This is a genomic window from Trueperaceae bacterium, assembly GCA_023954415.1.
GTDB lineage: Bacteria > Deinococcota > Deinococci > Deinococcales > Trueperaceae > JAAYYF01.
This window is the reverse complement of sequence record JAMLIB010000002.1, coordinates 336,529-350,228: the sequence shown is the minus strand read 5'-3', so window position 1 is coordinate 350,228 and position 13,700 is coordinate 336,529. Positions and strand designations below refer to the sequence as shown.

General features: G+C 70.6%; 14 protein-coding genes. 9 read left to right on the top strand and 5 right to left on the bottom strand.

Annotated features, from left to right (window positions below; all coding sequences use genetic code 11):
- Positions 1-94: 94 nt before the first annotated feature.
- The 7 genes from M9914_03980 to M9914_03950 all read left to right on the top strand — a co-directional run bounded on the left by M9914_03980 (position 95) and on the right by M9914_03950 (position 7,872).
- Positions 95-1,222: an ROK family protein gene (locus M9914_03980; GenBank protein ID MCO5173327.1), complete on the top strand. Its 1,128-nt coding sequence runs from the start codon at positions 95-97 to the stop codon at positions 1,220-1,222.
- A complete protein-coding gene (locus M9914_03975) occupies positions 1,219-2,169 on the top strand; it encodes an amidohydrolase family protein (GenBank protein MCO5173326.1) in 951 nt (316 codons plus the stop codon). The genes M9914_03980 and M9914_03975 overlap by 4 nt, the downstream gene beginning before the upstream one ends.
- Complete coding sequence (locus M9914_03970; protein ID MCO5173325.1) at positions 2,166-3,617, top strand: lyase family protein; 1,452 nt, start codon at positions 2,166-2,168, stop codon at positions 3,615-3,617. Before M9914_03975 ends, M9914_03970 begins: the two co-directional genes overlap by 4 nt.
- A complete protein-coding gene (locus M9914_03965) occupies positions 3,614-4,861 on the top strand; it encodes an extracellular solute-binding protein (protein ID MCO5173324.1) in 1,248 nt (415 codons plus the stop codon). The genes M9914_03970 and M9914_03965 overlap by 4 nt, the downstream gene beginning before the upstream one ends.
- A 172-nt stretch (positions 4,862-5,033) precedes the next feature.
- On the top strand, positions 5,034-6,002 hold the full coding sequence (locus M9914_03960; protein ID MCO5173323.1) for a sugar ABC transporter permease: 969 nt from the start codon (positions 5,034-5,036) through the stop codon (positions 6,000-6,002).
- Positions 6,002-6,859 carry a carbohydrate ABC transporter permease gene (locus tag M9914_03955; GenBank protein MCO5173322.1) on the top strand — a complete coding sequence of 286 codons (858 nt, stop codon included), beginning with the start codon at positions 6,002-6,004 and terminating at the stop codon, positions 6,857-6,859. The genes M9914_03960 and M9914_03955 overlap by 1 nt, the downstream gene beginning before the upstream one ends.
- Positions 6,856-7,872 carry a carbohydrate kinase family protein gene (locus M9914_03950; GenBank protein ID MCO5173321.1) on the top strand — a complete coding sequence of 339 codons (1,017 nt, stop codon included), beginning with the start codon at positions 6,856-6,858 and terminating at the stop codon, positions 7,870-7,872. Before M9914_03955 ends, M9914_03950 begins: the two co-directional genes overlap by 4 nt.
- On the opposite strand, the gene M9914_03945 is transcribed toward M9914_03950, so the two are convergent.
- A complete protein-coding gene (locus M9914_03945; protein MCO5173320.1) occupies positions 7,869-8,459 on the bottom strand; it encodes a 5-formyltetrahydrofolate cyclo-ligase in 591 nt (196 codons plus the stop codon). The two genes, M9914_03950 and M9914_03945, sit on opposite strands and share 4 nt — an antisense overlap.
- Before the next feature lie 107 nt (positions 8,460-8,566).
- On the opposite strand from M9914_03945, the gene M9914_03940 reads away from it, so the two are divergent.
- Positions 8,567-8,992 carry an OsmC family protein gene (locus tag M9914_03940; GenBank protein ID MCO5173319.1) on the top strand — a complete coding sequence of 142 codons (426 nt, stop codon included), beginning with the start codon at positions 8,567-8,569 and terminating at the stop codon, positions 8,990-8,992.
- 21 nt (positions 8,993-9,013) lie between these two features.
- Here M9914_03940 and M9914_03935 read toward each other — a convergent pair whose 3' ends face one another.
- From M9914_03935 to M9914_03925, 3 genes are all read right to left on the bottom strand, one after another.
- Complete coding sequence (locus tag M9914_03935; GenBank protein ID MCO5173318.1) at positions 9,014-9,511, bottom strand: hypothetical protein; 498 nt, start codon at positions 9,509-9,511, stop codon at positions 9,014-9,016.
- A gap of 82 nt (positions 9,512-9,593) precedes the next feature.
- Complete coding sequence (locus tag M9914_03930) at positions 9,594-9,845, bottom strand: hypothetical protein (GenBank protein MCO5173317.1); 252 nt, start codon at positions 9,843-9,845, stop codon at positions 9,594-9,596.
- Entirely contained in the window at positions 9,842-10,282 is a 441-nt protein-coding gene (locus M9914_03925; protein ID MCO5173316.1) for a methylglyoxal synthase, read from the bottom strand. The genes M9914_03930 and M9914_03925 overlap by 4 nt, the downstream gene beginning before the upstream one ends.
- A gap of 132 nt (positions 10,283-10,414) precedes the next feature.
- Between M9914_03925 and M9914_03920 the strand changes: the two genes are divergently transcribed.
- Positions 10,415-12,031, top strand: a complete 1,617-nt coding sequence (locus M9914_03920; GenBank protein ID MCO5173315.1) for a potassium/proton antiporter — start codon at positions 10,415-10,417, stop codon at positions 12,029-12,031.
- On the opposite strand, the gene M9914_03915 is transcribed toward M9914_03920, so the two are convergent.
- Entirely contained in the window at positions 11,960-13,699 is a 1,740-nt protein-coding gene (locus M9914_03915) for an urea amidolyase family protein (GenBank protein ID MCO5173314.1), read from the bottom strand. The genes M9914_03920 and M9914_03915 overlap by 72 nt on opposite strands.
- Position 13,700 lies beyond the last annotated feature (1 nt).

Here is a 13,700-nt window from a genome sequence, read left to right as displayed (position 1 = left end):
TACCCGCCGCCCACGACCCGGGCTTGACTAGCGACGTTCGCGGCCATAACCTGCTTACGTAAGGACTTTGCAAAACCTGCTGTCAGGAGGCGGGGTGGAACTGAGGAGCGTCCAACACGATACGGTGCGCGAGCACAACCGCCTCGCCGTGCTCGAAGCGCTCCTGTCGCGCAAGGTGGCCTCGCGCTCCGAGCTCTCCCGAGCGACCCGCCTCAGCGTCCCCACCGTCACCACCATCGGCCAGGAGCTCGTGGCGCTAGGGCTCGTGGACGAGGGCGCGGTCGGCCCGTCCGGCGGCGGGCGCCCGGCCCGGCTCTTGCGCCTCGTGCCCTCGGCGCGCAACGTCCTGGCGGTAGACCTCTCCGGCAGCCGCTTACGTGCCGCGCGTATCGACCTGACCGGCGGCCTCTTCGAACTGGAGCCCGGCCCGCGCCTGGCGCCGGGTCTCGAGGGCGGGCTCACGGCCTGGCTTCGCGCCACGGTCGCGGAAGGTGCCGCGACCGGCACGCCGTACGCATGGCTGGCCGTCGCCATCCCTGGCGTCATCGGTCGGGACGGCTCGAGCGTGCGCCTCGCCCCCAGCCTCGGCTGGCACGAGTTCGACGCGGGCGACCTCCTCCGCCGCGCCAGCGGGCTGCGCGTGCTCCTCGAGAACGACGTGAACGCGCTCGCCATCGGCGAGCTGCATCAGGGCGTCGGCGAAGGATACAAGGACGTCGTCTACCTGACCATCACGGGCGGCGTCGGCGCCGGCATCGTGCTCGGCGGCCAGCTCTACCGGGGCTCGCACCGGGCCGCGGGCGAGGTCGGCTACAGCCTCCTGCCCGGCCTGCCGGAGGAGGGCCTCGACCTCGGCGCGCCTGGCCCCCTGGAACGGCACCTGCTCAGCATCGTCGCCGACGTAGTCGTGGACGGCTCCCTCGACCTCGCTGCTCCCGAGCGCGCGGACGCCTTCGAGCGCCTCGCGGCCGGCGTGCGGCTCGTGCTGCATAACCTAGCCTGCGTCTTCGACCCCGAGCTGGTCGTCGTCGCGTGGGCCGCGGACCCGGGGGGGCGCCTGGCGGAGGAGCTGGCGCGCCGGTGGTCGTTGCCGCTGGCGACCTCGATAAGGGCGGGCTCGCTCGGTCCGATAGCCGCGTTGCACGGCCTCGGGCAGCTGGCCCTGGAGCGCCTCAAGGCCGAGGTCGCCAGCCTCGAGCAGCACGTTGGGAGCCAGATATGAGCTACCGCCATCTGCGCGTCATAGACATGCACGTCCACTTCCCCGTAGCCAACACCCTCGGCCTGCCGCCCGACCCCAAGCAGCAGCACCCGTTGCTCCAGGCGTACGCGCGTGAGCGCGGCGAGCGCATGGCGCGCGAGTGGAACACGGAGCCGACCGAGCCGGCGGCGCGGACGGACGCCGAGGTAGACGCCTACCTGGCGCGCTGGGTCGGCGAGGTCGAGCGCTACGGCCTTCACAAGGTCGTCTTCGTGAGCGCCAACACCAACGATCGCCTCGCGGGCATCGTGGCGCGCCACCCGGACAAGTTCATCGGGTTCGCCCACCATGCCCTCCGGCCGGGGGCGGACGCCGAGCTCAGGCGCGCCGTCGACGAGCTGGGCCTGCGCGGCTACAAGCTCCTGGGGCCCCGCACGGAGTACCCCTTCGAGGCGCCCGAGCTGCGCGGCGTCTGGGAGTTCCTGGCCGAGAAGCGCCTGCCGGCCCTCATCCACTTCGGCTTCCTCGGCAGGGGCGGCGGCATCGTGCAGCACCCGCGCATGAGCCCCTTATCGCTCTTCGAGGTCGCCCGCGACTTCCCGGAGATCCCGTTCGTCGTCCCGCACTTCGGCGCCGGCTACTTCGACGACCTCCTCGCGCTGTGCTGGAGCCTGCCTAACGTCTACATAGACACGTCCGGCTCCAACCAGTGGATGCGCTGGATGCCCTACCCGCTCACGCTCGAGGACCTCTACCGCAAGGCGCTCGAGACGGTCGGGGCCGAGCGGATCGTCTTCGGCTCCGACTCGAGCCTCTTCCCGCGCGGCTTCTCCGAGCGCTACCTGCTCGACCAGCTGCGCGCGTGCTACACGCTCGGCGTCAGCGAGGCGGAAGTGGAGCTCATCTTCGGGGGTAACGCCGCCCGCCTCCTGGGCCTCACCGAGCGGCAGGCAGGAGCGGCCTCATGAGCTGGCACCCCGCCTACCGCAAGCAGGTGCTGGAGCCGGACTTCCGGCACGCCGCCGCGCACCTCTCGCACCACTTCATCGACGCCATGACGGCTCACCTCGACACCGTCCTGCGCCTGCCCGCCTACTCGGGGCCCGCGCAGCAGGCCGCGGGGGCCGAGGTGCGCGCCGCCCTGGTGGCGCAGCACGCCCTGCCGGCCCCCGAGCAGGGCGACGACGTACCCGACTACTACTTCGCGCTCCAACGCCGACTCGAGGGTGAGATCGGCGAGGCCGTCGGCCTCATCCGCGTCGGCCTGAGCCGCAACGACCTCGACATGACCGTCTACAAGATGGCCGGCAGGGACTCGCTCCTGGACACGGGCGAGCGACTCGTCGCGCTCCGGGGCCTCATCATCGAGAAGGCCGCCCGGCACGTCGGCACCGTCCTGATCGCCCAGACGCACCACCAGCCGGGGCAGCCCACCACGGTGGCTCACTACCTCGGCGCGGTCGAGGACCAGCTCGCCCGCGACTCGCGGCGCGTGATCGAGGCCTACGCGCGCATGAACACGTGCCCGCTCGGGGCCGCCGCCCTCGCCGGCAGCAGCCATCCGCTCGAGCGCGAGTTCACGGCCGCGAGCCTCGGTTTCGACGCGCCGGTGGCGAACACTTACGACGCCGTCGCCTCCGCCGACTGGGAGTTCGACATCGTGAGCGTGGCGCAGTCCGTCGCGCTCGGGCTCGGCAGGTTCGTTAACGATCTCTTGTCCTGGGCAGCATCCGGTTGGTACCGCCTGGACGATAGTCTGGTCCAAGGGTCATCGATCATGCCTCAGAAACGCAACCCCGTCTCCCTCGAGCATGCCCGCACCCGCCTATCGCGGGTGTTGGGCGCGGCCGGCATGGTCACCTACTCGCATCACAACATCCCCTTCACGGACCTCAACGACTTCGGTCCCGACATCCAGGGCGCCCTCGGCGTGCAGCACCGCCAGCTCGTCGGCGCGCTCACGCTGCTCGCCGCCTGCCTCGAGCAGGGCGACTTCGACGAGCGCAAGCTCGCCGAGGCCGCATTGCGCACCGACACGACCGCTACTGAGCTGGCGGACGTGCTCGCGCGCGACCACGGACTCACCTTCCCCCACGCCCACAAGGTGGTCGCCACCTTGGTGAGGCGTTTCAGCGCGGAAGGGCGGCTCCTGACCTCGGCCGCCCCCGCCGACGTGGAGGCAGCCGGCGGACCGCCGGTCTCCGCCGAGGCGCTCGCCGCCGCAGTGGACCCGAGCGGGTTCGTGCGGCGCCGCGCCGGCTACGGTATGCCGGCGCCAGAGGTCATGACGAAAGCGCTCGCTCGGGCGACGGAACGGCTCGCAGCCGACCGTCTGGCCCTGCGGGAACGGTCCGAGGCGCTCGCCCTCGCCACAGCGCGACTGCGCGGAACCGGAAAGGAGCTTGTCGAAGCATGAAGCGTTTCCTAATCCTATTGGCCGTGATGGTGGGGGTCAGCATCGGTGCTGCCCAGACCACCATCACCTACTGGCAGTACGACTACGCCACCCGCGTCGATGCGATGAACCAGCTCATCGCCCAGTTCGAAGCCGCCAACCCCGACATCAAGGTCGTGCAGGAGACCTTCCCGTACGACGGCTACCAGCAGCAGGTCGCCGCCTCCCTCCCCGCCGGCCAGGGCGCCGACGTGGCCCAGCTCTTCTACGGCTGGCTCCCGACCTGGCAGCGCGCCGGCTACGTCATCCCGCTGCCCGAGCAGTACTTCGACGCGGCCGAGCTCGATGAGAACTTCGCCCCGCTCGTCCAGGCCGCCAAGGTCGACGGCACGTGGTACGGCCTGCCTACCGCCGTCCGTAGCCTCGCGCTCTTCTACAACGCCGACATGCTCGCCGCGGCCGGCTACGACGCGCCGCCCGCCACCTGGGAAGAGTTCATCGAGATGGCCCAGGCCCTCACGGTCAAGCAGGGCAACCGCTTCGTCCAGGTCGGCTACGGCTTCGCGCCGACCGGCCAGGACCACCACCTCGTGCGCGAGGTCCTCGTCCGTCAGTTCGGCGGCGCGCCGTACTCCGACGACTACAGCACCGTCACGTACGCCGACCAGGCCGGCATCGACGCCCTCACCTTCTACACCGATTGGGTGACGAAGTACGGCTTCACCGTGCCCGAGTTCGTGCCCGGCAACAACGGCTACCGCGACGGCTTCCGCCAGCTCGAGAACATCGCCATGATCGTCGACGGCTCCTTCGCCATCGGCGACGTCCAGAAGGTCTCCTTCAACTGGGGTGTCGCCGAGTTGCCCGTGCGCGCCGAGAACGGCATCCAGTCGAACTTCGGCTCGTTCTTCATGAACGCCATCACGCCGAACGCCGCCAAGGACCCGGCCAAGCTCGAGGCCGCCGCCAAGTTCCTCCAGTTCGTCACGAGCGACGACGCCATGAAGCTGTGGCTCGACGTCGTGGGCGAGCTGCCCGCCAGCCGTAGCCTCATCTCCGACCCGGCCCTCGCCGCCGACCCCGTCTACGGCCCGTTCGTGCGCGCACTCGACTACGCTCACGCGACCGTGTTCGTCGACGAGACCGGCCAGCGCGACACCATGGTCGACGCCATCAACGAGGTCGTCCTCCAGGGCACCTCGCCGGCGGACGCCCTCAAGGCCGCCGCCGCCGAAGAGCAGCTCCTGCTCGACGCCAACCGCTAAGAGACCGACGCGGGTCTGGTCTACCGACTCCCGGTAGACCAGACCCGCCCGCGAGCGCGCCGCTCGAGGCCGCTCGAGGTCGGCGTGCACTCGTCCGACCTGTACACTCGTGCCAACAGCTATCTTCATGAAGGCCGCAAGACCAGCGGTAGAACCGGCTTAAGGAGGAGCCATGAGGAGTTCATACGGGGCGCCGCGTCGCCGGAGGCTCTCGCTCGCCAGGCGAGAGGCGCTCTGGGCTTACGCGTTCCTGCTCGTCCCACTGGCTTTCTTCCTGTTCTTCAGGTTGTGGCCGGCCGTCCAATCTCTGAAGCTCTCGTTCTTCACCTGGCACGTCGACCCGGAGCAGCGGACCTTCATCGGTCTGCAGTACTACCGCGAGATGTACGCCAACTTCGCCGCCAAGGGCGATCTCTTCAAGGCCCTGAGGAACATGCTCTACTACTTCCTCCTCGTGGTCTTCGGGCAGGTCGGCATCGGCATGTTCAGCGCCGTCCTGCTCAACTCCATCACGTGGTTCAAGGGACTCTTTCGCGCCATCTACTTCGCCCCCTACGTCACCCCGGCCGCAGCGGTCGCGTGGGTGTGGGGCTGGATGTATTCTGTCAACTTCGGCATCTTCAACAAGTTCCTGTCCGACTGGAGCGACTTCGTCACCAACCTCGGGCTGCCGTGGCTGGCCATCGACCCGCAGCCGTTCCTCACGAGCCCGAAGCAGGCGCTCATCGCGGTGGCGGCCGTCGTCATCTGGCAGCAGCTCGGCTTCCAGGTCGTCATCTTCTTGGCAGGGCTCCAGGGCATCCCACGACCGATGCAGGAGGCCGCCGCCATCGACGGCGCCAACGGCTGGCAGCGGTTCTGGCACATCACCTTCCCACTGCTCAACCCGGTCATCGTCTTCTCGCTGATCATCTCGACCATCTCGACGCTGCAGATGTTCGACCAGGTGCAGAACATCAACTTCACCGACCAGGGCGGGCCCCTCGGTAGCACCCTGACGATCGCCCTCTACATGTACGAGCAGGCCTTCCAGAAGTTCCGTATCGGCTACGCGGCCGCCGTCACGGTCCTCCTGTTCGCCATCATCCTCGTCATCACCCTCGTCCAGCTCAAGGTCACCCAAAGGAAGGTCGAGTACTGATGGCCTCCCAGGCTCAACGCGCTCAGAACGGCCGCCGCCGCTTCCGCTTCGACTTCGGCCGCTTGGCCGCCTACGTCCTCCTGGCCGTCGGCAGCGTCGTCATGGCGTTCCCCTTCCTGTGGATGGTCCTGTCGGCGTTCAAGCCGCTCAAGGAGATCTTCCGCTTCAACTTCTGGCCGCAGGTCTGGACGCTCGTCAACTTCCAGGACGTGCTCCTGAGGACGCAGTTCCCGCGTTGGTTCCTCAACAGCCTCATCGTCGCCGGCATCTCGACCGTGTCGGTGCTCTTCTTCGCCTCGCTGGTCGGCTACACGCTCACGCGCTTGCGCTTCCCGGGGCGCAACCTCATCTTCATCCTGATCTTGAGCACCCTGATGATCCCGACGGAGATGCTCGTGATCCCCTGGTACGTCATGTCCACCGAGTACGGCTGGGTCAACACGTTCTGGGGCATCGCGTTCCCTGGCCTCATCCCGGCGTTCGGCGTGTTCCTCATGCGCCAGTTCTTCGAGTCGTTGCCCCGCGACCTGTTCGACGCGGGCCGCGTGGACGGCGTGAGCGAGTTCGGGCTCTTCTGGCGGGTCGGCCTGCCGCTCGTCGGTCCGGGGCTCGCCGCCCTCGGCATCTTCAACTTCGTCGGGAACTGGAACGCCTACCTGTGGCCCCTCATCGTGGCCAAGTCGCCGTCCATGCGCACGATCCCGGTCGGCGTCGCGTTCTTCTCCGGCGAGGCGGGCACCGAGTGGAACCTGATCATGGCGGCGGCGGCCCTCGCCATCATCCCCGTCCTGCTGGTCTTCTTCATCTTCCAGCGCCAGATCATCGAGGGAGTCGTGCTCACGGGGGTAAAGGGTTGAGCCACGCTTCAGGCGCCGGCGCGTGGGGGTCTGGGCGCGGCCCCGGCTCGCCGCGCATCGTGGTCGTCGGCAACGCCAACGTGGACGTGCTCATGGGCGACGTGGCGCCGTGGCCGGTGCCGGGCAGCGAGGTCGTGATCGACCGCTACGAGTGGCGCGTCGGCGGGGCCGCCGGCAACACCGGGCTGGCACTGGCCGCCATGGGGGTGCGTGAGGGCGTGGACTCGGACGTCATCGCCCACGTCGGAGAGGACTTCCTGGGGGGTTGGCTCGAGGGCGCCATGTCGGGTGCGGCACGCCTGACGCGCGTGCCGCACCCGACGGCGCTCACGGTCGGCCTCACGCATCCGGACGGGCAGCGGACCTTCGTCTCCTACCTCGGCCACCTCGTGACCTTGCCGGAGGAACGGATCGCGGCGGCGCTCGACGCGGCGAGGCCGGGTGACCTCCTCCTGCTCTGCGGCTACTTCCTCTTGCCGGAGTTGCGCGCGAAGGCCCCGAGCCTACTACGCGGTGCCCGCCAGCGCGGCATGCTCACCATGATCGACACGGGTTGGCCGGACGAGGGCTGGACCCCCGCCGTGCGCGCCGAGGTGGCGGCCCTGCTGCCGCACGTCAGCGCCTTCCTGCCCAACCGCGAGGAGGCCGTCGGCGTTACCGGCGAGCGCGAAGGCGCCGCCGTCGATGACGTCGCCGAGGCCGCTGCCGCGGCGCTGCTCGAGCTCGGCGCGGAACGCGTCGTGATGAAGTGCGGGGCCGCCGGCGCGCTGTTGGCCGGGGCCGATGGCTACGTGGTCCACCCGGCGCCCATCGTGTGCGTGCAGGACACGGTCGGGGCCGGCGACACCTTCAACGCCGGGCTGCTGGCCGGCCTCGCGCGTGGCATGAGCTGGGCGGAGGCCCTGGCGCCGGCCGTGAACGCGTCGGCGCTCGCCATCGGCAGCCAGCCCCGGCGCTACCCGAGCTGGGCCGAGGTCGTCGAGGCCGCGGTCGAGACCGTAGCCTCGGTCTAGGCCGCGACCTCGCGCCAAGCGCTCTCCGTGACCAAGTAGCCCATCCTGAAGTCGTGCTCCTCATGCGGGAGCTCGGGCACGACGAGCGCTTCCAGCGTCACGCCGACGACAGCGGCGTCGGGCCGCAACAGCGGTAACAGGCGGTCGTAATAGCCCTTGCCGTAGCCGAGGCGGTAACCGCGGACGTCGAACGCGAGGCCCGGCACCAGGACCACGTCGATGCCGCGCGGGTCGACCTCCGGCGTGCCGGCCGCGGGTTCGGGCTGACCGAAGCGGTGGCGTTCCCACGCGGCCTCGTTCGCGGGGTCCGCCAGCCGCATGGTGAGGCGCGGTGGGGGTCCGCCGTGCGTGCGCGGCCAGACGAAGCGCTTGCCCGAGTCGCCTGCCAGCGCTGTCAGGTCGAGTTCGGAGCCGAAAGCGCGGTAACAGGCCACGGTTCCGGCGCCACGGTAGGCGGCGGCGGACCTCACGAGGGCCACCGCGGCGGCGCTCCTCTCGGCGCCGCAGCTGCGCATGAGCTCGGCGCGCGTCGCGCGCGCCCAGTCGCGCAGGGTCGCCTTGGTTGCGGGCACGTCCGTCGCGCTCATCGTGAAGCGAGTGTAGCGCTCAGGGAGCCCGGCGGCCCGAGGGGCGCATCTCCGCCTCCCGTCGCGAGGAACCTGGCGCTGCGCGCCCGCGCGCCCGATACTAGGGCATGCCGAAGACCCTGACCAGCACCGTCCACCACCTCGTAGGCCTGCGCTTCGTCGGCGAGACGCCGGAAGGCCAGCGCGTGATGATCGACAACGAGAAGCATGCCAGGACGGGCATGAGCCCCATGCAGCTCCTGCTCAACGCCACGGCCGCCTGTGCCGCCATGGACGTCGTCGTCATGCTCGGCAAGCGCAAGCTGCCCATCAACGAGTACCGCATAGAGATGGTGGGCGAGCGCCCCGACGCTGTGCCTGCGCCGTTCGAGCGCATCGTCGCCAAGCACGTGCTCGACGTGCCCGGCCTCGACCTGGCCACGGCCGAGCGCTTCGTGCAGCTCGCCACGGACAAGTACTGCTCCGTGGGCCTGAGCCTGAAGGCCGAGATCGTATGCGAGGTGGAGCTCGTCGGGGAAGGTGTCGCCGGCTGAGGGGAGTCGCCCCGCGTTCTTCTAGCCGGCCTGTGAGGCCTGCAACGCCTTCACGAGCTGCCTGACGGCGCCGAGGTGGTACGCGCTGTGGGCGAGCACGGCGAACGCCAGACCCGTGCTATCGCCGCTCCAGTCGGCGAGGCCCCTGGCCGTGGCCTTGATCTCCTCGTACGCCGCGAACAGGGCCGCGATGCGCGCTTGCCACTCGCTCTCCGTCACGACGCTCGTCGCCCAGCTGCCCGACCAGTCGCCGGGGGTCGTCTTGTCGCCGTCAGGCACGATGTAGCGGACCGAGTTCGTGAGGTAGTAGGTCGCGTGGACGACGTGCGCCACCACGGTCGTCGCGCCCGGGAAGGCCGGGCGGGACGCCTCGGCGGCCGTCAGCCGCTCCAAGGTGCGGCGCCAGCTCCCGTCGCGGTCGAGCGCCACGGTGCCGCCCGCGCCGGCCGGTGGCCCCTCGAAGAACTCGGAGAAGACGAACTCGAAGTTGCTCAGGAACTCTTCACGGTCGGGTCCCATGCTCACGCCTCTCTTCCAGGGTCTTGGTTCGGTCCGAGGTCGATGGTCGACCCGCCCGTCACGCTGCCGATCGCCTCGGGCATCACGCCTGCAGCGGCCCGCGCCCGGGTTCTGGGCCGGGGCCGGAGGCGCCGGACACGGCGGCTGCGAAGCCCGTCTGCAAGCCCATGAGGTACGAGAGCTTGACCATGAACTCGATCGTGTCGTTGTCGTGGGCGGCCACGACGTCCGCTATGAACTCGGCCGTGCCGTCCGGCAAGGCGACGGCGTCGATCTGCTGGGAATGCTTGTCGCGCATCTCCTTGAGGAAGCGTTCGATGAGCTCCTTGTTCATGGCCGCGTCGCTCCGTCCGCGGCGGGAGCGCCGCGCGCGTACGAGGCTAGCAGCTCCTCGTCCGCCAGGAGGTCGGCCAACCAGGCGGCCACCGCCTCGGCCGTAGCCGAGTTCGTCGCCAGGGCCACGCGGTGCACGTCGCAGATGCGCAGCAGGGCGGAGATGTCCGGCTCGTGCGGCTGGGCCGTGAGCGGGTCGCGGAAGAAGATGACGGCGAGGACCTCGTCCTGGGCGATGCGAGCGCCGACCTGGAGGTCGCCGCCGAGCGGACCCGAGGCGAGGCGTTCGATGGCGAGGCCGGTGCGCTCCATCAGGACCGTGCCCGTCGTGCCGGTTGCGATCAGTGGGAAGCGTCCGATGGTCTCGGCGTGCTCCGCCACGAACTCGGCGAGTTCCGCCTTCTTCTGGTCGTGCGCGATGAGGGCCACGGACTTCATGGCCTAAGTCTAGGGCCTAGGGCGGGAAGGGGGCGTCTCACTCGCGCCGGCGCAGCCGGGCCGGCACGCTGGCTACGGTCGACCCGCGCTCCTCGCCCAGCGCCTGGCCGGAGCGGGTTTAGCATGTGTCGCGTGGAACTGGCCATGGCGGTTGCCGCGACCCTCACGGTCGTCGCTATCCTCAGCACGCGACTGGCGCACCGCTTCGGGGTGCCCGCGCTCGTCTTGTTCGTCGGCATCGGCATGTTCGCCGGCTCCAGCGGCCCCCTCGGGATCCAGTTCAACGACATCGAGTTGAGCTACCACGTCGGGACCGTCGCCCTGGCCCTCATCCTCTTCTACGGCGGTCTGGACACGCGCATGACGTTGTTCAGGGCGGCCATAGTGCCCGCCTCCGCCCTGGCGACGGTCGGGACCGTGCTCACCATGCTGTTCGTCGGCCTGAGCGCTTACGCCCTCACCAGCCTCGACCTCCTGACCAGCATGCTGCTCGGCGCCGTCGTGTCGAGCACGGACGCTGCCGCCACCTTCTCGATGCTCAAGGGGCGCGGGATCCCGAAGCGGCTGCGCGGCACGTTGGAGACCGAGTCCGGCACGAACGACCCGGCGGCCGTGCTCCTCACGTACTCGTTGGCCGAGGCCGTCACGCGCGAGGGGGCCGTCAACTACCTCGTGCTGGCTGGCGACATCGTCCTCGAGCTCGCGATCGGGGCCGTGCTAGGGCTCGTGTTCGGCTGGCTCCTGAAGCAGGTGATCAACAAGGCCGCGCTCGGCAACATCGGCCTGTACCCGATGCTGGCGCTGTCGGGCGCGCTCCTCGCGTTCGCGCTCACCGGGCTGCTGCACGGCAACGGTTACCTCGCCATCTACCTGGTGGGGCTCATCCTGAGCCACAACCGCCTCTCGCACAGGCTCGCCATCATCAACTTCATGGACGGCGCGGCTTGGGGGGCGCAGCTCGTCATGTTCCTCCTGATGGGCCTGCTCGTCGACCCGGAGCAGCTGCCGGCCATCCTCGGCGTGGCCCTGCTCATCACCGCGGCGTGCATGCTCATCGCTCGGCCGCTGGCCGTCGGCATCTCGCTATGGCTCGTGCGCCTCGTCTCGCGCGGCCGGATGGTCTTCACGCTCCGCGAGCAGGCCCTGATCACCTGGGCCGGCCTCAAGGGCGCCGTGCCCATCATCCTCGCCATGGTGCCGCTCCTCGAGCGCGTGCCCGGCGCCGACGTCATCTTCAACGTCGTGTTCGTCGTCGTGATCGTCGGGACGTTGCTGCAAGGCTTCACCATCTCGCCCTTGGCGAAGGCGCTCGGACTCTCCAAGGAGGAGCCGCCCCCCGCGCGGCTGCGGCTCGAGCTCGGCGGCGACGCCCCGGAGGGCGCCGCCGTCGTCGACGTGTACCTCGGCGAGGACAACCGGGCAATCGGCAAGCGCATAGACGAGCTCTCGTTGCCGCCCGAGGTCGTGATAGCCGCGGTGCTGCGGGGCAAGCAGATGGTCACGCCGCGCGGCAGCACGGTGTTCAGGGCGGGCGACCACGTGTACCTGATCGGCTCGCACTTGCACACGGAGTCGATCCCGACCGCGTTCGGGCGCAAGTGGCACGGCGTGGGCGCTTCCGTGCGGCCTGCCGGGAGTGACGGTGCCGAGGCGGCGGCGTTCCCCGAGGACGGCGGCTCAGGAGCCGTGTTCACCGGGAGCGTGGAAGGTCACGACGGTCCCGGGCCGAGCCTGGGCGAGCCCAGCTAGGTCGACCCTGGCGACCACCCCGACGACCGGGTAGCCGCCCGTGCGACCGCGGTCCGCGAGCAAGACGAGCGGCCGTCCGTCCGGGGGGAGTTGAACGGCTCCGAGGGGCATACCCCTCGACGTCTCGGCGCCCGTCACCGGCACGCCTCGGGTGTCGCGCTCGCCCCGCGGCTCGAGGCGAACGCCCATCCGGCTGCGCTCGCTGACGACGAAGGTCCTGCTCAAGAGGTGGGCGAAGCCGCCGGTGCGCGCGCCCGGGTACAGGCGGAGGTGGAGCTCGCTAGGGTAGTGACCGAGGGCCCCGCCTGCCGCCTTCCTGACGGGTCGAACCGGGGGCCACGTGGGCGTGGTGGTGCCGGCATCAGCCGTTCGCCGAGCAGTACCGGCTCCCGGCGACCACGCGCGCCCGGCGCCGCGCGCCATGACGTCGCCGGCGCGTAGCCACCGCCCGAAACCGCCCACGTGCCCGCGCACGTCCGTGCTCCCGCCGGCGGCCAACAGGGGGTGCCCGGCATGGCCGTCTAGCGGTGCCAGGCCCCCCGCGAAGCTGAGGATGGGCACGCCGGCCCGCCGGCGCGGACCCGCCGGGGCAGGCCGCAAGGCCAGCACGTCCCCGGCGCGCCACTCGAACGGCACCCCGGGCGTCAGCTCCTCGCCCCTCAGGCTGGCGGTCGCCGCCCCGCCGAACGCAGCCACCGTCGACGCCTCGGCACGCAGCGCCGCGTGGGGCACGGGGAGCTCGATGCTCGCCCCGTCGAGCGGCGCGCCCACGGCGAGGTGCAGTGCCAGCAGGAGGCGCTGGTCGAGCGCGCCCGCCTCGGCCAGGCCGTGCCGGCCGACGCCGACGCGCGGCCTGCCCTGGAGGGAGGCCGACTCGGGCCATACTTCCAGCACCGAGACGAGGGGCTCGGCGGCCGCATGCTCGGCCGGGGCTCCTAGCGAGCCGAACGTCGGGGTGCCGGGCGGGGCGTGGTAGCCCACGTCGGCGTCGATCGGTGCTCTGCCGCGAGCCTGGCCGCCGCCCCCGCTGGCCTGCGGCACGAAGCGCAGCTCGTCGCCGGCTCGCAGCACCGTCGGTTCCGGTCGGTCGGGCATGAAGAGCGGGAAGCTCGTGGTGCCGAGTACCCACCAGCCGCCCGGCCCCGCCTCCGGGTAGATGCCCGCCTGAGCGCCCGCCATGGCCACCGCGCCGGCGGGCACGTCCGGCCGTGGTCGGTCGCGTCTCGGGGTCTGGAGGCGGGGGTCGAGCCCGTGCAGGTACGGGAAGCCCGGAGTGAAGCCTACGTACGCCACGGTGTACTTCCCGGCGGCGTGCAGCCCGGCGATGTCGGGCCAGGCCAGGCCGAGCCGCTCCGTCAGGGTCGCCGCGTCCGCTCCCGCCCCGTACGCCACCGGGACCTCGAAGGTGCGCGGCTGGTAGGCGCCCCCGTCCGAGGCCCCGCCGGTTACCTCGATCGCCTCGGCCAGCGCCAGGAGGCGCTCGGGCGCGAGCACGGCGCGACCCTCGACGAGGATGTCGAGGTAGCCGGGCACGACGTCGAACGCACCACGAGGCAGCGCGGCGCGCAAAGCCTCCGCCACGGCGCCGATGCGCCTGGAGAGCTCCGGGGAGGGCGGTCCGCCAAGGACCAGGTAGCGAGCCCACGGTCCGGCGGTCTCTACGCGCACG